Origin of the sequence: Kutzneria sp. NPDC052558, assembly GCF_044547355.1 — a bacterium.
In the GTDB taxonomy this organism is placed as follows: Bacteria; Actinomycetota; Actinomycetes; order Mycobacteriales; family Pseudonocardiaceae; genus Kutzneria.
Genome location: NZ_JBIUAG010000020.1, coordinates 1 through 18,676, shown reverse-complemented (window position 1 = coordinate 18,676; position 18,676 = coordinate 1). Strand labels below are relative to the sequence as shown.

General features: G+C 70.8%; 20 protein-coding genes. 15 read left to right on the top strand and 5 right to left on the bottom strand.

Annotated features, from left to right (window positions below; all coding sequences use genetic code 11):
- The first annotated feature begins 2 nt into the window (after nucleotides 1-2).
- From ACIG5F_RS30765 to ACIG5F_RS30755, 3 genes are all read left to right on the top strand, one after another.
- The gene (locus ACIG5F_RS30765) at nucleotides 3-1,007 is read left to right on the top strand and encodes an NAD(P)H-dependent glycerol-3-phosphate dehydrogenase (protein WP_396523545.1); all 1,005 of its coding nucleotides are present in this window, start codon (nucleotides 3-5) and stop codon (nucleotides 1,005-1,007) included.
- Nucleotides 1,004-2,119: a cystathionine gamma-lyase gene (locus tag ACIG5F_RS30760; protein WP_396523401.1), complete on the top strand. Its 1,116-nt coding sequence runs from the start codon at nucleotides 1,004-1,006 to the stop codon at nucleotides 2,117-2,119. The genes ACIG5F_RS30765 and ACIG5F_RS30760 overlap by 4 nt, the downstream gene beginning before the upstream one ends.
- Before the next feature lie 132 nt (nucleotides 2,120-2,251).
- A complete protein-coding gene (locus tag ACIG5F_RS30755; RefSeq protein ID WP_396523400.1) occupies nucleotides 2,252-2,722 on the top strand; it encodes a cysteine dioxygenase in 471 nt (156 codons plus the stop codon).
- Here ACIG5F_RS30755 and ACIG5F_RS30750 read toward each other — a convergent pair.
- Nucleotides 2,712-3,353, bottom strand: coding sequence for a pyridoxamine 5'-phosphate oxidase family protein (locus ACIG5F_RS30750; RefSeq protein WP_396523399.1), 642 nt, complete (start codon nucleotides 3,351-3,353; stop codon nucleotides 2,712-2,714). The two genes, ACIG5F_RS30755 and ACIG5F_RS30750, sit on opposite strands and share 11 nt — an antisense overlap.
- A 56-nt stretch (nucleotides 3,354-3,409) precedes the next feature.
- Here ACIG5F_RS30750 and ACIG5F_RS30745 point away from each other — a divergent pair, with 56 nt between their 5' ends.
- A complete protein-coding gene (locus tag ACIG5F_RS30745) occupies nucleotides 3,410-4,795 on the top strand; it encodes a PLP-dependent aminotransferase family protein (protein ID WP_396523398.1) in 1,386 nt (461 codons plus the stop codon).
- Nucleotides 4,796-4,824: 29 nt separating this feature from the next.
- Here ACIG5F_RS30745 and ACIG5F_RS30740 read toward each other — a convergent pair whose 3' ends face one another.
- Both ACIG5F_RS30740 and ACIG5F_RS30735 read right to left on the bottom strand, forming a co-directional pair.
- Complete coding sequence (locus ACIG5F_RS30740) at nucleotides 4,825-5,391, bottom strand: DUF3515 domain-containing protein (RefSeq protein WP_396523397.1); 567 nt, start codon at nucleotides 5,389-5,391, stop codon at nucleotides 4,825-4,827.
- Nucleotides 5,392-5,403: 12 nt separating this feature from the next.
- Nucleotides 5,404-5,637, bottom strand: coding sequence for an Lrp/AsnC ligand binding domain-containing protein (locus tag ACIG5F_RS30735; protein ID WP_273935268.1), 234 nt, complete (start codon nucleotides 5,635-5,637; stop codon nucleotides 5,404-5,406).
- Nucleotides 5,638-5,733: 96 nt separating this feature from the next.
- Here ACIG5F_RS30735 and ACIG5F_RS30730 point away from each other — a divergent pair, with 96 nt between their 5' ends.
- The 7 genes from ACIG5F_RS30730 (at nucleotide 5,734) to ACIG5F_RS30700 (ending at nucleotide 12,088) form a co-directional block, all read left to right on the top strand.
- On the top strand, nucleotides 5,734-6,699 hold the full coding sequence (locus ACIG5F_RS30730; protein WP_396523396.1) for a thiamine-phosphate kinase: 966 nt from the start codon (nucleotides 5,734-5,736) through the stop codon (nucleotides 6,697-6,699).
- 25 nt (nucleotides 6,700-6,724) lie between these two features.
- Nucleotides 6,725-7,246 (top strand): gamma carbonic anhydrase family protein, encoded by a 522-nt coding sequence (locus ACIG5F_RS30725; protein WP_396523544.1) that lies wholly within the window; start codon nucleotides 6,725-6,727, stop codon nucleotides 7,244-7,246.
- A 32-nt stretch (nucleotides 7,247-7,278) separates the two neighbouring features.
- The gene (locus ACIG5F_RS30720; RefSeq protein WP_396523395.1) at nucleotides 7,279-8,211 is read left to right on the top strand and encodes a hypothetical protein; all 933 of its coding nucleotides are present in this window, start codon (nucleotides 7,279-7,281) and stop codon (nucleotides 8,209-8,211) included.
- Nucleotides 8,212-8,622: 411 nt separating this feature from the next.
- On the top strand, nucleotides 8,623-9,495 hold the full coding sequence (locus tag ACIG5F_RS30715) for an oxaloacetate decarboxylase (protein WP_396523394.1): 873 nt from the start codon (nucleotides 8,623-8,625) through the stop codon (nucleotides 9,493-9,495).
- The gene (locus ACIG5F_RS30710; protein ID WP_396523393.1) at nucleotides 9,476-10,453 is read left to right on the top strand and encodes a bile acid:sodium symporter family protein; all 978 of its coding nucleotides are present in this window, start codon (nucleotides 9,476-9,478) and stop codon (nucleotides 10,451-10,453) included. Before ACIG5F_RS30715 ends, ACIG5F_RS30710 begins: the two co-directional genes overlap by 20 nt.
- A 208-nt stretch (nucleotides 10,454-10,661) precedes the next feature.
- The gene (locus ACIG5F_RS30705) at nucleotides 10,662-11,339 is read left to right on the top strand and encodes a uracil-DNA glycosylase (protein WP_396523392.1); all 678 of its coding nucleotides are present in this window, start codon (nucleotides 10,662-10,664) and stop codon (nucleotides 11,337-11,339) included.
- Complete coding sequence (locus tag ACIG5F_RS30700) at nucleotides 11,336-12,088, top strand: hypothetical protein (RefSeq protein WP_396523391.1); 753 nt, start codon at nucleotides 11,336-11,338, stop codon at nucleotides 12,086-12,088. The genes ACIG5F_RS30705 and ACIG5F_RS30700 overlap by 4 nt, the downstream gene beginning before the upstream one ends.
- Here the strand turns inward: ACIG5F_RS30700 and ACIG5F_RS30695 are convergent.
- Nucleotides 12,085-12,300 carry a DUF2277 domain-containing protein gene (locus ACIG5F_RS30695; RefSeq protein ID WP_396523390.1) on the bottom strand — a complete coding sequence of 72 codons (216 nt, stop codon included), beginning with the start codon at nucleotides 12,298-12,300 and terminating at the stop codon, nucleotides 12,085-12,087. The two genes, ACIG5F_RS30700 and ACIG5F_RS30695, sit on opposite strands and share 4 nt — an antisense overlap.
- Before the next feature lie 101 nt (nucleotides 12,301-12,401).
- Here ACIG5F_RS30695 and ACIG5F_RS30690 point away from each other — a divergent pair, with 101 nt between their 5' ends.
- Nucleotides 12,402-13,379, top strand: coding sequence for a bile acid:sodium symporter family protein (locus tag ACIG5F_RS30690; RefSeq protein WP_396523389.1), 978 nt, complete (start codon nucleotides 12,402-12,404; stop codon nucleotides 13,377-13,379).
- Nucleotides 13,380-13,493: 114 nt separating this feature from the next.
- On the opposite strand, the gene rpmB is transcribed toward ACIG5F_RS30690, so the two are convergent.
- The gene (gene rpmB, locus ACIG5F_RS30685) at nucleotides 13,494-13,685 is read right to left on the bottom strand and encodes a 50S ribosomal protein L28 (protein ID WP_043722728.1); all 192 of its coding nucleotides are present in this window, start codon (nucleotides 13,683-13,685) and stop codon (nucleotides 13,494-13,496) included.
- Nucleotides 13,686-13,875: 190 nt separating this feature from the next.
- Between rpmB and ACIG5F_RS30680 the strand changes: the two genes are divergently transcribed.
- The 3 genes from ACIG5F_RS30680 to ACIG5F_RS30670 all read left to right on the top strand — a co-directional run bounded on the left by ACIG5F_RS30680 (nucleotide 13,876) and on the right by ACIG5F_RS30670 (nucleotide 18,465).
- A complete protein-coding gene (locus ACIG5F_RS30680; protein ID WP_396523388.1) occupies nucleotides 13,876-15,462 on the top strand; it encodes a DAK2 domain-containing protein in 1,587 nt (528 codons plus the stop codon).
- A 253-nt stretch (nucleotides 15,463-15,715) separates the two neighbouring features.
- A complete protein-coding gene (locus ACIG5F_RS30675; protein ID WP_396523387.1) occupies nucleotides 15,716-16,894 on the top strand; it encodes a Glu/Leu/Phe/Val dehydrogenase dimerization domain-containing protein in 1,179 nt (392 codons plus the stop codon).
- A gap of 425 nt (nucleotides 16,895-17,319) precedes the next feature.
- On the top strand, nucleotides 17,320-18,465 hold the full coding sequence (locus tag ACIG5F_RS30670; protein WP_396523386.1) for a DUF222 domain-containing protein: 1,146 nt from the start codon (nucleotides 17,320-17,322) through the stop codon (nucleotides 18,463-18,465).
- The last annotated feature ends 211 nt before the right edge of the window (nucleotides 18,466-18,676 follow it).

Below are 18,676 nucleotides of genomic sequence, written 5' to 3'. Positions count from 1 at the left end.
AGTTGCAGCGCATCGCGGTGCTGGGAGCCGGGTCGTGGGGCACCACGTTCGCCAAGGTGCTGGCCGACGCGGGCCGCGACGTCGTGCTGTGGGCGCGCCGGCCGGAGGTGGCCGACGAGATCACCAACCAGAAGCTGAACACCGGCTACTTGCCGGGCATCCGGCTGCCGGAGACGCTGCGCGCCACCGCCGATCCGCTGCTGGCGCTGGACGGCGCCGAGGCCGTGGTGCTGGCGGTGCCGAGCCAGACCCTGCGGGCCAACCTGGCCCCGTGGCGGGAACTGCTGCCGGCCGGTGCGACGCTGGTCAGCCTGGCCAAGGGCATCGAGCTGGGCACCGGCAAGCGGATGAGCGAGGTGGTGGCCGAGGTCGCGCAGGTGCCGGCCGCGCAGGTGGCGGTGGTGTCGGGGCCGAACCTGGCCCGGGAGATCGCCGCGCAGCAGCCGACCGCGACCGTCATCGCCTGCACGGACCACGAGCGCGCGGTGGCGCTCCAGCGCGCGAGCGCCAACGGCTACTTCCGGCCGTACACGCTGACCGACGTCGTCGGCTGCGAACTCGGCGGCGCGTGCAAGAACGTGATCGCGTTGGCCTGTGGCATCGCCCACGGGCTCGGCTTCGGCGACAACACGATGGCGTCGCTGATCACGCGCGGGCTGGCCGAGACCGCACGGCTGGGCGCGGCCCTCGGGGCGGACCCGCTGACCTTCGCCGGCCTGGCCGGGCTCGGCGACCTGGTCGCCACCTGTGCCTCGCCGCTGTCCCGCAACCGCAGCTTCGGCGAGCGCCTGGGGCTGGGGGAGACGCTGGCGCAGGCCCAGGAGGCCACGCACGGGCAGGTGGCCGAGGGCGTGAAGTCGTGTTCCTCCATCCAGGACCTGGGGGCCAAGCACGGCGTGGACATGCCGATCACCGACGGCGTCCGCCGGGTCTGCCACGACGGCCTCGACCCGCGCCGGATGGCCGCCGAGCTGTTGGGCCGAGCGCAGAAGGCGGAACGGTCATGACCGAATGGGGCGACGGCACCCGGTGTGTGCACACGGGTTCGGCCGAACCCGTTGCCGGGCAACCCTTTCTGGCCGGCCCAGTGCTGGCCGCCCCGTATCATCTAGGCCCTGGCCACCTCGGCGCGGACGACTTCTACGGCCGCGCCGGCAATCCGACCTGGCGGGCGCTGGAGTCGGCGATCGGCGGCCTGGACGGGGGCCTGTGCACGGTGTTCCCGTCCGGCATGGCGGCGATCACCACGCTCCTGCGGACACTGCTGTCTCCGGGCGATGTGATAGTCGTTCCCGCTGATGGGTACTACCTCGTGCGGACCTTCCTCGCCGAGCTCGACGTCCGGGCGCGCGAGGTGCCGACGGTCGGCCCGTGGACGCCGGAAGTCGTGGCCGGGGCGCGGCTGGTGCTGCTGGAGACGCCGTCGAATCCGGGCCTGGATGTGTGCGACATCAAGGAGATCGCCGAACTGGCCCACGCCGCCGGCGCGTTGGTGGCCGTGGACAACACCACGGCGACGCCGATCGGCCAGCGGCCGCTGGAGCTGGGCGCGGACATCTCCGTGGCCAGCGACACCAAGGCGGTCGCCGGCCACAGCGATGTCCTTTTCGGACACATCTCGGTGACCGACGAGGCGCTGTGGACGCAGTTGCAGCGGCAGCGGTCGATGGGCGGCGCGATCCCCGGCCCGTTCGAGACGTGGATGGTGCACCGCGGGCTGGGCACCCTGGACGTGCGGCTGGCCCGGCAGGCCGAGAACGCCGCCGCCCTGGTCGAGGTGCTGCACCGGCACGGGGGAGTGGCCGACGTGCGCTGGCCCGGCTGGCCCACCGACCCGTCGCACGCCGTCGCCGTCCGGCAGATGCGGCGGTTCGGCGGCGTCTTCACGTTCGTGCTGCCGTCGGCCGAGCATGTGACGAAGTTCGTCGCCGAGAGCCGGCTGGTGGCCGCGGCGACCAGCTTCGGCGGCCTGCACAGCACCGCTGACCGGCGGGCCCGATGGGGCGACCCTGTTCCGGAGGGACTGGTCCGGTTCTCCGCCGGACTGGAGGATTCCCACGATCTGGTACGGGACGTGCTGGCCGCCCTTGACCGGGCGCTGGCGGGGCCGGTTCAATAGCGACCATGTTGCTGCGTGCCATGACCGAACGACGGGGTCACATCGACCTCTGTCGGGTCTGTGGCGCGCTGTGTCTTCCTCGGTGATCGTTCCGACGCCTTCGCTCGCACCCACCAGGAAGACAAGTCCATCATGTTCGCCGTTCCGGAAAACACCGTGCTGTCGGCCGTCCGTGTCGCGCCGCAGCAGCCCACCAAGATCGTCCGTGAGGTCGCTGCCGACCGGGCCGGCTGGGCCCACCTGCTGCGCTACGACCCGGCCGAGCGCTGGACCGCGCTCATCCAGAGCACGCCCGACTACGAGGTGTGGCTGATGAGCTGGCTGCCCGGCCAGGGCGCCGAGCTGCACGACCACGGCGGGGCCGAAGGGGCGTTCACCGTGGTCCACGGCGTGCTGACCGAGCTGGTCGGCCGGCCCGGGCGCGCCGGTCAGGCCCTGCACGTGCTGCGCGCCGGGCAGTCCCGGGTGTTCGGGCCGAACTACGTGCACCAGATGCGCAACGAGGGCGACGACCCGGCGGTGAGCATCCATGTGTTCGGCCCGACCCGGCAGCGCATGACGCCGTACCGCTTCGACCCGGTGGCCGGCCCGGTCACCGCTTGAGCACGTGCTCCGGCACGGGCAAGGGTGAGTCCGACTCGGGAACGCCCCACTGGCTGCTCAGCGGGAGCACGCCGGCCCATGCGGTGTTGGCCTCGATGTCGAAGTCCTCGTCCACCGGGCCCTTGGCGCGGATCTTCACCGACGCCTCGGTGAGGTCCAGCGCGAGCACGACGGTGGCGGCCAGCTCCTTCTTGTTGGGCAGCCGCGCGTGGTCCCAGGACCCGGGGGCGAGGTGCTCGGTGACGGCCTGGAGGCCGCGCAGCTTCTCCTCCGGGTCGTCGACCAACCGGGTGGCGCCGTGCACCACGGCGCTGCGGTAGTTCATCGAGTGGTGCATGACCGACCGGGCGTAGACGATGCCGTCCACAATGGTCACGGTGACGCATACCGGCCCGGGGCCCATGCTCCGCGATCCGGTGGATCCGTGCAGGTAGAGCGTGTCGTCGATGCGGCCGTAGCCGGTGGGCAGCACCACCGGCGCGTCGTCCCACACCACGCCCAGGTGGCAGATCAGGCCGGCGTCGAGCACGGCGTCCAGGGCCGCGCGGTCGGTCTGGGCGCGTTCCCGATGTCGGTTGACGATGGTCCGTGGTGTCGGTGACAGTGGAGTTCGGCTCACGCTGACCAGCATCGGCCGGCAAGTGGCATTATGGAAGTGCCACTACTTCCCGATTTGAGAAGGCCACTTTGCCGGACTCGGACGACGCGCTGCTGATCAGGCTGGACCGGGAGGCCCGCACGCCGCTGGCCGTGCAGCTGGCCGACGCCCTGCGCTCGGCCGCCGCGGCCGGCCAGCTGCGGGCCGGCGACCGGCTGCCGTCCACCCGCACGCTGGCCAGCCACCTCAAGGTGAGCCGGACCGTCACCTCGGCCGCGTACGACCAGTTGCTGGCCGAGGGCTGGATCGCCGGCCGGCACGGCTCCGGCACGTATGTGACGACCACTCCGCCCGGCACCTCGCCGGAGCCGGCCGACCGGGCCCGCGCCGCCGCGCCCGAGCCGGAGGTCGTCTCCCTGGAACTGGGCCGGCCGTGGGTCGGCGGGCTGGACCGCGCCGCCTGGCGACGGGCCTGGCGCTCGGCCGCCGACGCCGATCCGCTGGTGAGCCACTATCCGCCGGGGCTGCCCGAGTACCGCGAGGCCGTGGCCGAGCACCTGTTGCGGCACCGGGGTTTGACGATCCGAGGAGGGCTCGCGACCGAGGCCGTGCTGGCCACCAGCGGCACCAGCGCCGCCGTGGCCGAGATGGCGGTGAGCGTGTTCCGTCCCGGTGACACGGTCGCGGTGGAGGAACCCGGTTACCTGCGGGCGGTCGAGGCGTTCAAGGCCGGCGGCATCCACGTGCTGCCCGCGCCGCTGGACCGTGACGGCATCCTCGTCGACCAGATTCCCAGTGGTGTCAAGGCGGTCTACTGCTCGCCGGCCCACCAGTACCCGTTGGGCAGCCGGCTGCCGGCTGCCCGCCGGGTCGCGCTGGTGGAACGGGCCCGCCGCGAGGGCTGGCTGATCATCGAGGACGACTACGACGGCGAGCTCCGCTACGACGTCGCCCCGTTGCCGCTGCTGGCCGCGCTGGCCCCCGACGTCGTCGTGCACCTGGGCACCACCAGCAAGATCCTCACCCCGACCCTCGGCGCCGGCTGGCTCGTCGCGCCGCCGGAGGTGGCCGGCGCGGTGCTGGCCTACCGCGAGCTGACCGGCATCGGGCCCGCGCCGTCCGGGCAGCGGGTGCTGGTCGAGTTGGCGCGCAACGGAGATCTCGGGCGGCACCTGCGCCGGCTGCGGCGCGAGTTGTCCGAGCGGCGGGTGCTCGTGGTGGAAAGCCTTCGCGCCGCCGGGATTCCCATCCTCGGCGACGACGCCGGCTCGCACGTCGTGGTGCTGTTGCCGTCGGTGGAACGGGAACGCGAGGTGGTGCGGCGGGCCGCGCGGCTCGGGGTCCGGCTCGACGGGCTGGAGCGCCGCCATGCCGGACCGCCGCGCTGGCACGGCGTTGCGATCGGCTACACCGCTTGCTCGCGGGACCAGCTGATCAGCGTCCTGCCGCCGCTCATCGACCTGCTGGCCGGATAGCCTCGTTGATCTGTCAACTCCAGGCAAGGTCAGCCTGGGTTGGCGGCGACCGCCTGGGGCGGCAGGACCTTCTTCACCGCCGCCGACACCTCCTGCACCGGACCGGTGCCGGCGTCCTTGGACTCGGTCAGGGCGATGTACACCGACCGGTCCACGACGTAGTGGGTGAGCGTGCCGGCGTCGCCGACGACGTCCAGCCACTGCACCGCGTTCACGGCGCCGAGCTGGGCGGTCTGGGTCAGCTCGGGCGGCCGGCCCATGCCGCAGCGCAGCACGATCGGCTCGTGCTGGGCGTCGCCCCAGGCCACGGTGGCCGGCGGCGCGGGCTTGGCCAGCTCGCGCCGCGGCACCTGCTGCCCGGCGTCGGTGACCTGCGTCGGCAACGCCTTGAGCAGGTCGTCGCACGCCTTGGACCCGGCGTCCGGCGCGTCGATCGTGACCAGGGCCAGCGGGCCGGTCCGGTCGTCGCCGGCGGACGGGGGCGGCGGCGCCGCGGCCGACCCGCCGATCACGCCGAACGCCGCCACGACGACGGCGAGCAGCGCCGGCAGGCCGATCGCGACGGCCAGCACGGGCTTGGACGGGGTGACGCTCACCCCGCTACTCCATCACAGGTGCACGACCGGACACGTCAGGGTCCGGGTGATGCCCTCCACGTTCTGGATCCGGGCCACCACCAGCTGCCCCAGCTGGTCGACGGTGTCGGCGTCGGCGCGCACGATCACGTCGTACGGGCCGGTGACGTCCTCCGCGGTGGTGACGCCGGCTATGCCGGAGATCTCAGCTGCCACCGCAGCCGCCTTTCCGACCTCGGTTTGGATCAGGATGTACGCGTGGACCACGGCGCGCCCCTTCGTCTCGATCAGCCGGCACGGGGTAGGAACGTGGCCAGAACGTACCTCAGTCGGGGTTCCGACTGCTCATGATCGGAGGCAATCTTGCGCCCGGAGCCGCCCCCAGACGCGGACACGGTCGCCGGAGTGGGTGAGTTCGGTCTCATCAGGAGGGTCACGCGCGGCCGCGCCCAGCCCTCCTCGACCCTGCTCGGCCCCGGTGACGACGCCGCGGTGGTGGCCGCCCCCGACGGTCGGGTGGTGGCCAGCACGGACGTGCTCGTCGAGGGTGTCCACTTCCGACTCGACTGGTCGACGCCCGAGCAGGTCGGACGCAAGGCGGCGGCGGTGAACCTGGCCGACGTGGCGGCCATGGGGGCGTCCCCGACCGCGCTGCTGGTCGGCATGGCCTGCCCCGCCGACACTCCGGCCGCGCTGGTCGAGGGCATCACCAACGGCCTGTGGGACGAGGCCCGCCGAGCCGGCGCCGGGGTCGTCGGCGGCGACATGGTCGGCTGTCCGACGCTCGTGATCTCTATTACAGCGCTGGGAGACATGCGCGGACTGGCCCCCGTGACCCGCTCCGGCGCGGCCCCCGGGGACGTGTTGGCGGTGTGCGGAAGGCTCGGTTGGGCCGCCGCGGGGCTCGCGGTTCTGGGCCGCGGCTTCCGGTCGCCGGTGGCGATCGTGGGCGCGCAGCAGGCCCCGGAACCGCCCTACGCGGCCGGCCCGCAGGCGGCCGAGGCGGGCGCGTCGGCCATGCTCGATGTGTCCGACGGATTGCTCAGTGATGTCGGCCACATTGCCGAAGCCTCGGGTGTGGCGATCGACATCCGGACCGATCTCCTCCCGGTGCACCAGCGGCTGATCGACGTCGGATCGGCGCTGGGCGCGAACCCGCGGCACTGGGTGCTCACCGGCGGCGAGGACCACGCCCTGGCCGCCACCTTCCCCGAACCGGCCGACGTGCCCGACGGCTGGGCCACCATCGGCACCGTGCGCCGCGGCGCCGGCGTGACGGTGGACGGCCGGCCGTACGAGGGCACCTCCGGCTGGGAACACTGGCGTTGACTGTCTGGCAGTGAAGGAAGTTCTCGTGGCGATCTACGCGTTGGGCGATCTCGTCCCCTCCATCCACCCCGGTGCCTACGTGCATCCCGACGCCACCGTGATCGGCGCGGTGACCATCGGGGCCGACTCCTCGGTGTGGCCGCACGCGGTGCTGCGCGGCGACTACGGCACGATCACCGTCGGCGAGCGCACCAGCGTGCAGGACGGCACGGTGCTGCACTGCACCCAGATCCACCCGACGGTCATCGGCTCCGACTGCGTGCTCGGGCACAACGCGCACGTGGAGGGCGCGACCGTCGGCGACCGCTGCCTGATCGCCTCCGGTTCGGTGGTGCTCAACGGTTCCGTCGTCGGCGACGGCGCGGTGGTCGGAGCCGGCGCGGTGGTCTCGTTCGGCGGCGTGGTGCCGCCGCGGTCGATGGCGCTGGGCGTGCCGGCCCGCGTCCGCGAGGGGCATGAGGTCCCAGAGGACATGACCAAGGGCATCGTCGAGCTCTATGTCGGCAACGCGCGGGCGTATCGCCACGGTCTGCGTCGCCTCGACTAGTACCCTTCCGGGGGACACTGGAGAGGGGCGTTGTGGCCACCGTCGAGGACGACGCGTTACCGGATGAGCTGGTGTTGCCGGCACGTTTTGACGCGCCGCCGCCGATCACCCACTCCCGGGTGCCCATGTGGTTACGCGTCGTCGGCTCGCTGGCGATCGTCCTGGTGTCCGGCTGGCTGCCGTTGTGGCTGGTCCTGGTGGGCGCGGCGATCGCGCTCGGCGCCGCCGGCCTGTCCCTGATCCGCGGCGACAGCGCCCGCGAACCCCGCCGCAACGAGCTCATCTCGCTGGTCGCCCACCGCGAGCCGAGGCGTCGGGTCTACGCCCAGATGCGCTGGTACAGCCCGGGCGGCCGGGCGATGCCGGAGATCTCCGTCGGCTCGGAGCAGGGCGGCCCGGTCGACCAGTTGTTCGGCGTGCCGGAGGGAATCGACCTCGGCGGCCTGCGGGTGGACGGCGAGCCCGCGTCGGCGGTGCTGCTCGGCGACATCGAGCACGGCAAGCACGGGGTGCTCGTGCTCGACGGCAACGAGCAGGTGCTGCCGTTGTCACTGCCGTACCAGCCCAAGGGCCGCAAGTTCTTGCGCCCGCGACAGTTCGGGCACGTGTTCCAGGCCCCCGGCCCGACCGCGCCGGTGCTGGTCCCGCTGCGGCTGCGGGGCAAGGCCGCGATGGCGGCCAAGTGGCTCCAGGACGGTCCTGATTGGACGGACGTCCGGCTGCTCCCGGTGCGCGGCGACTGGACCCGCGTGGTGCTGGCCGATCCCGACGACGGCGCCCTGCTGGCCCACGCCCGGCTGCCGTGGGCGGCGCGCCGGCTGGCCACCCGTCCGCTGGCCTCGCTGGTGGCCGTGCGGCCGAAGTGGCGCATGGATCCCGAGGCGCCCGGTGACGTCGAAATACTTCTTTACGGCGCAGATTGGCCCGCCGTTGTGCTCACCCGAGTGAGTGGTCGGCTTCGCTGACACGCTGAGTAGACATGAGAGTCACTCGGTCGGTCTATGGTGACGCCGATCGAGCGCGTTTTACCGTGGGCATCGGACCGCCGACGACCGCCGGTCCGGTGATCGCGGAACCCATTACGACCAATCGGTGTTCCAGATCACTCGCATACTTTACTTAGGTTTTACAGTCCGCCATTCCGTTTTTTTTCGCAGGTCGGGCAGCGGATCGATCGTTACTGCATAAGAGTGGCATCTGACTACTGTGAGTGACGCTCACATGGGATGTTTGCCCGTTTGGACGCTGGTAGTCCCGATCTTCAGTCACTACCGTCGGTGCGGACGGTCAAGGTAATGTTCTCTTGACCTTCGCGGTTCGAATGCATCTCACTGTGGGGCAATGAGACGTCTTCGCTCATTCAAAGGGGTTCACGCATGACTTACGGCAGCGCACTGCGCCGCGACGTTCAGGGCGACAGCATCACGCCGCTGATCGGTGTGTTCGACATGTTCTCCGCATCACTGGCCGCGCAGCATTACGGTGGCATGTTCATCTCCGGATTCGGTTTCGCGGCGTCCTACTACGGGCTGCCGGACATCGGGTTCATCGCGTGGCCGGACATGGTCAATTTCGTGCAGCGGCTGCGGTTGGCCTTCCCGCAGCAGCACCTGCTCGTGGACATCGACGACGGTTACGTCGACCCCGAGGTCGCCTGCCATGTGGTGGAGAACCTGGAGCGCATCGGCGCGTCCGGCGTGATCCTGGAGGACCAGAAGCGGCCGCGCCGCTGCGGCCACGTCGACGGCAAGCAGATCCTCCCGCTCGAGGAGTACCTCGAGAAGCTCAACCTGGTCCTGGAGACCCGCCGCGACCTGGTGGTCGTCGCCCGCACCGACGCCACCGAGGAGGCCGAGATCCTGCGCCGGGCCGAGGCCCTGGCCCAGACCGACGCCGACGTGCTGCTGGTCGACGGCGTGCGCAGCGTGGACTGGATCACCAAGGTGCGCGCCGTGATCGGCGACAAGCCGCTGCTGTTCAACCAGATCGCCGGCGGCAAGTCGCCGCGGCTGTCGCTGACCGAGCTCGAGGACCTCGGCGTCAACGTGGCCATCTACTCCACGCCGTGCCTGTTCGCCGCGCACACCGCCATCGACAACGCGCTGCTGGAGCTGCGGGCCAACGACGGCCGGCTGCCCGAGGTCAAGGAGGGCGACGTCGGCGTGGCCGCGTCGATCGAGCTCATGGAGCGCAACATCTCCCGGCACCACCCCAAGCAGGACCGTGTCGATGTCCCGGTTGCGGGTTGATCCGTACATCGTCGCACTGCTGTTGACGGTGGCCGTCGCCTCGCTGCTCCCGGCGAGCGGGGCGGTGGCCACCGGCTTCGGCCACGCGACGACGATCGCGATCGGCCTGCTGTTCTTTCTTTACGGGGCAAGGCTTTCCACCCGGGAGGCGATCGACGGCCTCAAGCACTGGCGACTGCACAGCCTGGTCTTCACGGCCACGTTCGTGCTGTTTCCGTTGCTGGGCCTGCTGTGTCGGCTGCTGGTGCCGTGGGCGCTGACGCCGGAGCTGTGGACCGGGCTGATGTTCCTGTGCTGCCTGCCCTCCACGGTGCAGTCCTCGATCGCGTTCACCTCGATCGCCCGCGGCAACGTCGCCGCGGCCATCTGCAGCGCCTCGTTCTCCAACCTGGTCGGCATCGTGCTCACGCCGCTGCTGGTCACCGTGTTCCTGTTCACCGGCGCCGGCGGCATCTCCTTCGGCGCGGTGCGGGACATCATGGTGCAGCTGCTGGCCCCGTTCATCGCCGGCCAGCTGCTGCGGCGGTGGATCGGCGGATTCGTCACCAGGCACAAGAAGGTGCTCGGCTACGTCGATCGCGGCTCCATCCTGCTCGTCGTCTACGCCGCCTTCAGCGAGGGCGTCGTGGCCGGCATCTGGGGCCGGCTGTCGTGGGTGTCGCTGGTGGTCCTGCTGGCAGTCAACGCGGTGCTGCTGGCGATCGTGATGGTCGCGACCACCGTCGCCGCCCGGCGGCTGAAGTTCGCCACCGAGGACGAGATCGCCATCGTCTTCTGCGGCTCCAAGAAGTCCCTGGCCAGCGGCCTGCCCATGGGAACAGTGCTGTTCCCCGCGGCCACCGTCGGCCTGGCCGTGCTGCCGCTGATGCTGTTCCACCAGCTGCAGCTCATGGTGTGCGCCTGGCTGGCGCGACGGTACGGCGCCCGCAAGGAGGCCGTCGCGCTCGCCAGCGCCTGAACCGGGTGGGCGGGTCCTCGGGGTCCTGTCCTGGCCACAGGCCCGCCCACCCGGCTCCTCCCCGGCGGCGCGGGCGGCTGCCGCGCCGCCGGCCCGGTCTTTTTTCGCCACATGTGGACCACATTCGACATCCGATGCGGATTGTGGGCCACATGTGGCGCAACCGCTGGCGTCGGGAGTGTCGGGGGCGGCGGATACAGTTCGCGGCATGGTTACCCGTCCGTTGACCGAAGTTGTCGAAGCCGGCTGGGCGCAGGCGCTGGCCCCCGTGGCCGACCGGATCGCCTCGATGGGCGACTTCCTGCGGGCCGAGGTGGCCGCCGGCCGCACCTACCTGCCGGCCGGCGAGAACGTGCTGCGGGCGTTCAAGCAGCCCTTCGCCGACGTGCGGGTGCTCATCGTCGGCCAGGACCCGTACCCCACCCCCGGGCACGCCGTCGGCCTCAGCTTCTCCGTCGCGCCCGAGGTGCGGCCGATTCCGCGCAGCCTGGCCAACATCTACACCGAGCTGGAGTCCGACCTCGGCCTGCCACGGCCGTCCAACGGCGACCTGTCGCCGTGGGCCGAGCAGGGAGTGCTGCTGCTCAACCGGTCCCTGACCGTCGCCCCCGGCCGCCCCAACTCGCACAAGGGCAAGGGCTGGGAGGAAGTCACCGAGCAGGCCATCCGCGCCCTCGCCGGCCGCCGCACCCCGCTGGTCGCCATCCTCTGGGGCAGCAACGCCCGCAGCCTCGCCCCCCTGCTGTCCGGCGTGCCGTGCATCGAGTCCGCCCACCCCAGCCCGATGTCGGCCGACCGGGGCTTCTTCGGCTCCAAGCCCTTCAGCCGCGCCAACGACCTGCTCACCCGCCAGGGCGCGCAGCCCATCGACTGGAAACTGCCATGACCAGCGGAAGACCGGAGCCGCCGGGCGAGGACCCCCGGCGGCTGACCCGCAGCACCGACAACGACATGTCGGGCGAGGTGCACGGCGCGCTGTTCCAGACGGGGGACGTCGCCGGCGGCATCCACAACCACATCCACTACCACGGCGCGGCCCTGACACCGCCGGGCCAGCAGTCTGCGCCGGCCACGCCGCCGCCACTGAGCTACCAGCCGCCGGCCACCCCGCCGCTGGGCATGTCGTCGCCGGTCACGCCCGCCGCCGCGGCGGCGATCCCTTACGCCTTGCCGGCCAAGCCCCGTCGGAGGTGGCTGGCCCGGTTCGCGCGATGGTGCGGCGAATGGCTGCTCAGCCTCGCCCCGATCTTCGGGTTGTCGATCCTTCCGGGCTTCCTGGCGTTCGCCATCGCCGGCGACGATTCGGTCGGGGCGCGGCTGGCCGGCCTGGTCGTCGGCGTGGTGGTCCTGGGTGCGATCGGTTCGGTGTGGTGGCTGGTCACGCGGAGCCGGAGCCAGTTGTCGTTGGGGATGTTCGTGCTGTGGGCCTTGGACGGGCTCGCGTTCAGGCGACTGGCCACGATCGGGCGGGCGGCGCTCATCTGCTTGACGGTGGTCGGCTGGGGCGCGGTGATCGTCAGTGTCGCCGACCAGCCGCAGCCCAGTGCCAGCGGCGGCGCGCAGCATCCGGCTGTGGCGACCGTCTTCTATCTGCTCCTGGCGCTGGTCGTGGTGCGGAGGCTGAGGCAGCGCTAGTGCTGGTGGCCGCGGACCTCCAGGGATGACAGCAACTCCGCGGTCGCGGCGGCTACGGCGTCCACGGCCTGATTGAAGGCGGCGGCGTTGTGGGCGGCGGGCTGGCGGAAGCCGGAGAGCTTGCGGACGTACTGGAGGGCGGCGGCCCGGACGTCGGCGTCGGTGACGTGGTCGGTGAACGGCGGGCGCAGGGTCTTGATGCTTCGGCACATGCGGCCATTGTGCGACCGCCCCCGACGTTATCGCGTTTCGTGAACACAGTCAGAGCGGTTAGCGTGTTTCCGAATCGCTGGGTAGGGCCGATGCTGGACGTATGCGTCGAATCGACCCCTACATCGTGGCCATCCTGGGCACCGTCGCCCTCGCGTCCCTGCTGCCGGCGCGGGGACTGTGGGTACCGGTGTTCGGCAACGCGACGACGGTGGCGATCGGCCTGCTGTTCTTCCTGTACGGCATCCGCCTGTCGCCCCGCGAGGCGCTGGCCGGCATCAAGCACTGGCGGCTGCACGGCATCGTGTTCGCCTCGACGTTCGTGCTGTTCCCGCTGCTGGGGCTGGCATTGCGGGTGTTGGCGCCGGGGGTGATCTCGCCGGACCTCTACATCGGCCTGCTCTACGTCTGCTGCCTGCCCTCGACGGTGCAGTCCTCGATCGCGTTCACGTCCATCGCCCGCGGCAACGTGTCGGCGGCCATCTGCAGCGCGTCGTTCTCCAACCTGGTCGGCATCGTGCTGACGCCGCTGCTGGTCGGGGCGCTGCTGACCACCAACGGCGGCGGCTTCTCGGCCGGCGCGGTCGGCGACATCATGCTGCAACTGCTGTTGCCGTTCGTGCTCGGACAGCTGACCCGCCGCTGGCTCACCGGCTTCGTGACCCGGCACAAGGCGGTGCTGGGGCTGGTCGACCGCGGCTCGGTGCTGCTGGTCGTCTACACGGCGTTCAGCGAGGGCGTGGTCGCCGGCATCTGGGGCCAGCTGTCGGTGACGAGCCTGCTGGTCCTGGTCGGCGTGAACGCGGCGCTGCTGGCGTTGGTGCTGGCGGTCACCTGGTTCGGGCCCAAGCTGCTCGGCTTCTCCCGCGAGGACCGCATCACGATCATGTTCTGCGGCTCGAAGAAGTCCCTGGCCAGCGGCCTGCCGATGGCCAGCGTGCTGTTCGCCGGGCAGAGCGTCGGCCTGATCGTGCTGCCGCTGATGCTGTTCCACCAGATCCAGCTCATGGTCTGCGCCTGGCTGGCCCAGCGGTTCGCCCGGACCCCCGCGCCCGGCCCGGAACCCGCGCTCGTGGCCTGACCAGGACGCGGCGAAGAGCCCGAGGGACCGACATCCCTCGGGCTCTTCGTCTTGCCCGCACGCCAAAAGGCGGTGAGGCTTGGCCTCACCGCCTGTGGTGCAGCGTCAGCTTTCTCAGCCGCGGACGACCTTGCCGGCCTTCAGGCACGAGGTGCACACGTTGACCCGGGCACGCTGGCCGGGCGCGACCTTGGCGCGCACCGACTGGATGTTCGGGTTCCACCGGCGGTTGGTCCGGCGGTGCGAGTGCGAGACCGACATGCCGAAGCCCGGCCCCTTGCCGCAGACGTCGCAGACGGCAGCCATGTCAGACACTCCTTCAAGTAAATGCGAGTCCTCAGGTGGCATCCGACCGATCGTTGCCACCGGTGCGGACGCGCTGATCCGGGCCAATCACGGACCAGAGCAACCTGGACAGGGTAACCGGTGATCCGGCGCCGCTCCAAACCGCCCCCGCTACCCTCGCCGCGGAGGGCTGGGAGAGGAGGGGCCGGACGTGCTTCAGGCGCTGGACGCCGACGCGGTCCGCCGGTGGGCGGCGGCCGTCGTGCGCGCCCTGGACGCCGACCGCGAGGCGATCGACCGGATCAACGTGTTCCCGGTCGCCGACGGCGACACCGGCACCAATCTGCTGCACACCATGCGGTCGGCGCTGGACGCCCTGGTCCGCGACCCGGCCGACGCCGTCGGCGCGGCGGTGTCGGCGCTGGCCAAGGGGGCGGTGGCGGGGGCCCGCGGCAACTCGGGCGTGATCCTCTCGCAGGTGCTGCGCGGGCTGGCCGAGAGCTGGGAAGGCGCCCGCACGGTCAGCGGGGCGGCGTTGCGGTCGGCGCTGCGGCGGGCGGACGAACTGGCCACCGCCGCCGTGTCGAAGCCGGCCGCCGGCACCGTGTTGTCGGTGCTCACGGCGGCCGCCGACGCAGCCGAGGAATGCGGCTCCGACCTGCTGGACGAGGTGGCGACCGCCGCCGTGAAGGCGGCCGCGCAAGCGCTTGCGGACACCCCGCGCCAGCTGGCCGTGCTGGCCGAACGCGGGGTCGTGGACGCCGGCGGCCGGGGCCTGCTGGTGCTGCTCGACGCGTTGGCCACGGTCGTGGCGGAGCGGGTCGAGCGTGACGTCGACCACGACCTGCCGCCGATGAGTGCGACCAAGGCCGCCTTGGTGCACGAGAGCAGCGGCTTCGCGTACGAGGTGATGTACCTGCTCGACGGTCTCGCCGACGAGCAGGCGCTGCGGGACCGGCTGGCCGAGCTCGGCGACAGCGTGGTGGTGGCCGGCGACGGGCACGGGCTGTGGTCGGTCCACGTGCACTGCGACGACATCGGCGCGGCGATCGAGGTCGGCATCGAGAACGGCCGCCCGCACCGGATCAGCGTCACGCGGTTCGCCGATCAGAAAGCCCGTTTCGAACGTGACCGGGCGGTGGTCGCCGTGGTGGCCGGCGACGGCGTCGCCGAACTGTTCCGGGCCGAGGGGGCGATCGTGCTCGAACGGCAGCAGGGATGGGAACCGGCCGTCGACGATCTGCTCGAGGTGCTGGCCCAGACCGGCGCGGCCCAGGTTGTGGTGCTGCCCAACGACATCGCGTTGGCCGGTCTGGTCTCCGAGGCGGCCGAACTGGCCGAGGCCGACGGCCGTGACGTCGTTCTCGTGCCGACCGCATCGCCGGTGCAGGGCCTGGCCGCGCTGGCCGTGCACGACCCGAGCCGGCGCTCGGGCGACGATGTCGTCGCGATGGCCGAGGCCGCCGCCGCGACCCGGCGGGGCGAGCTGGTCATCGCCCAGCGGGAGGCGATGACCTGGGTCGGCCGCTGCCAACCGGGGGACGCGCTCGGGCTGATCGACGGCGAAGTGGTGCTCATCGAGCCCGCGCCGGCCGATCTGGTCGCCACCGCCTGCCGTCTGGTCGACCGGATGTTGGATGCCGGCGGCGAGTTGGTCACGGTCTTCGACGGGGCCGACGCGCCCGCCGGTCTGGGCGACGAGCTGGGTCGGCACCTGCGGTTGAGCCATCCGGAGGTGGAACTGACCGGATATTCCGGCGGCCAGAACGAGAGCGTGGCCCTGATCGGCGTCGAATAGTCCACTGCGGACGGTTCTCTTCGGATGGTCCACAGTGGACTCAAAGTGTCATCGCATGATCACTGTGCGCGACCGTCGGGGCGGTGTGAGCACGTATCGTCGCCGCCGCCTCACCACCCGTGGCCTCGGCTTTGGTGTCCGGCAGCTGACGCATCGGTTGCGGTCGGGGCGCGTTGATTGACACATCAGTCAGCCGTCGGGTCAACTGTGCGGTACCTGCATATCCGCACGTCACCAGCGAGGAGGTGGCCAGGTGCGCGAACCCTACCTTCAGGTCACCTGGACCGACCCCGTGACCGGCTGCCACGGCTATCTCGTGATCGACCGGCTGGTGCGCGGAGTGAGCAGTGGCGGACTGCGGATGCGGGCGGGCTGCACCCTCGACGAGGTGCGCGGCCTGGCCGCCGGCACATCGGTGCGGGAGGCGCTCAACTACGACCCGTCCGGACGCTACATCCCGTTGGGTGGCGCGAAAGGCGGCATCGACTGGGATCCGTACGACCCGAGGGCGACCGACGTGCTGCGGCGGTACCTGACCGCGATGCGGCCCTACGTCGAGCGGTTCTGGACCATGGGCGAAGATCTCGGGCTGCGACAGTCCACGATCGACAAGGTGCTCGCCGAACTCGGCTTCTCCTCGTCGATCCAGGCCGTGTACCCGCTGCTGGACGACGAGCGGGCCGCGCGGGCCCGGCTGCGCAAGGCTTTCCAGGTCCGGGTCGGCGGCATCACGCTCGACGAGCTCGTCGGCGGCTGCGGAGTCGCCGAGGCCGCACTTGCCGCCCTCGACCGGTTGGCTCTGCCCGCCGATGGCGTGCGCGCGTTCGTCCAGGGCTTCGGGGCCATCGGCGGGGCCAGCGCCCGATTCCTGTCCGAAGCCGGCGTGCGGGTCGTCGGCATCGCCGACGTCAAAGGCATCGTGGCCAATCAGGACGGTCTAGACGTGGAACGGCTGCTGCGCGGCCGGGACGCCCACGGCACCTTCGACCGCGACGACCTCAGCCCCGGCGACCACCTGCTGCCCGGCGACCGCTGGCTCGACGTCGACGCCGAGATCCTCGTGCCCGCCGCGTTCTCCTACGCCATCGACGAGCGCAACGTCGACCAGGTGCGGGCCCGGGTCGTCGTCGAGGCCGCCAACATGCCCGTGCTGCCCGAGGCCGAACGCCGGCTGGTGCAGCGGGGCGCGCTGGTCATTCCCGACGTCGTCGCCAACTCCGCCACCAGCACCTGGTGGTGGTGGACCCTGTTCGGCGACGTCCAGCCCGACTCCGACAGCGCCTTCGCCAAGATCCGCGCGGCGATGCGCCGGCTGGTGGCGGCGGTTCTGGATGAGGCCGACCGTGCTGCCATCACTCCGCGCTCGGCGGCGGCACGTATTGCTGATCTTGCGGTTCGCGATATCGACGCCAAGTTCGGGTCGGCGGCGTGAGTGGTGTCTGTGGGGTGGGTGTGATTCTTGTGCCCGCGCCGCGCGGTTGCCGGGGGTGTGGATTGCGGTGAGGGGTGGGGGTTGTCCGGCTGGGGGTGGGGTGGATCGTTTTGGGTTGGTGGCGGCGGGGTGGCGTCTGTTTGAGGGGTGAGGGGCCGTTATCCAGCTGACTCCGGGTGGATTTTACGCGGAGACCTCTGGGCGATGGCGTATCAAGGCGCTATCGGGCAGGCTCCGCCTGCCTCGATACGCAACAAGCTTATGCCATCGCCCCCCTCCGCGTAAAATCCACCCTCCGGAGCCTGGAGGTGTAGATGATGGTCGCCGTGGTGCTTTCTGTGGGGTCGTCGTCGCGATTATGCATGAAACGGGATTTCACCCGTTAGTGGTTCGATTTGGATCTTCAATAGGGGTATCGTTGGGGTATGGAAGAAATCGCCCGGGAGCTGGAGTCTGCTGAGCCTTCGGGAGCGATGCTGGACCTGCTCCTCGGCGCGGATCTCTCCACCCTCACACCCGAGCAACAAGTCACCGCATTCGTCATGGCCCGCAAGATTACAGCGGTTGCCGACCATGCTCGGCTGTGCATTCTCCGGAATTTCGAGGACCTGGCCGAGATGTCCATGGCCACCCACGAGTCCGAACAGTCCCTGTTCCGCCAGCAGGAGCGCGCCGAGGTCCTGGACCGGCTTCCTCGGCTGTGTGAGCAGCTGCGACGCGGGGAGATCGACCTGCGCCGGGTGGAGACCGTGGACGAGCGGGTGGTCCACCTCGACCCCGCCACGATCCCCCACATCGAAGACCAACTGGTCGGAGTGGCCGCTGAGCTGACCCGCACCCAACTCGCGCGCCGGACCACCAAGCTGGTCGCCGAGGCCGACCCGCTGGGCTACGAGCAGCGCCGCCAGAAGGCCCGTGACAAGGAACGCCGGATCGAGTTCTACCCGCTGCCCAACGGCATGGCCGAACTCCGCATCCGCATGTCCGCCATCGACGCCCGCCAGTGCTACGACATCACCACCGCCGACGCCCGCGCGCTGTGCAAGGACTGCCGCACCACCGACCAGAAACGAGTCGACGCGTTCCTGGACCGCTTCCTCGGGTACGGCATCGACCGCAAAGTCCAGGTCCACGTCACCCTCTCCATGGAAACCCTCATGGGCCTGACCGAGGACCCGGGTCTGCTCGATGGCTACGGCCCGATCAGCGCCGACTCCGCCCGCGAACTCGCGATGCTCGGCCCGTGGCGCGGGGTCCTGCTCGATGAGTATCAGCGGGCCGCCGCCCTGGCCACCCACCTCTACAAGCCCCCGGCGCGGTGTCGGGAGTTCACCAAGCTCCGTGACGGCGGTACCTGCTGCGCACCGGGCTGTGTCAACCCGATCCAGGAAATCGACCACACCGTTCCCTGGCCCCAGGGTAAGACGAATCCGGACCAGCTCAAGGGCTACTGCCAACACCACCACCACATCAAGCATGGCGACCACACCGTCACCCTCGACGACGACGGCACTCTGCACTGGGTCACTCCCCAGGGCCGCCACTACACCACCCAGCCCCACCAGTACTGACCACCACGCATTCCCGCCCCGCCCGCCGCCCGCCCCGCGCTACCGTTCTTTGACAACTCCAGAGCGAACCGAAACTCCTACTCCAGCAAAGCGGGGTTGGCGACCCGCGAAAGCACCTGGCAACACAGACTTTCCGCTTTGACAATCGGAGGGTGGATTTTGTGTGGAGGGGGGCGATGGCATAAGCTTCTTGCGTATCGAGGCAGGCGGA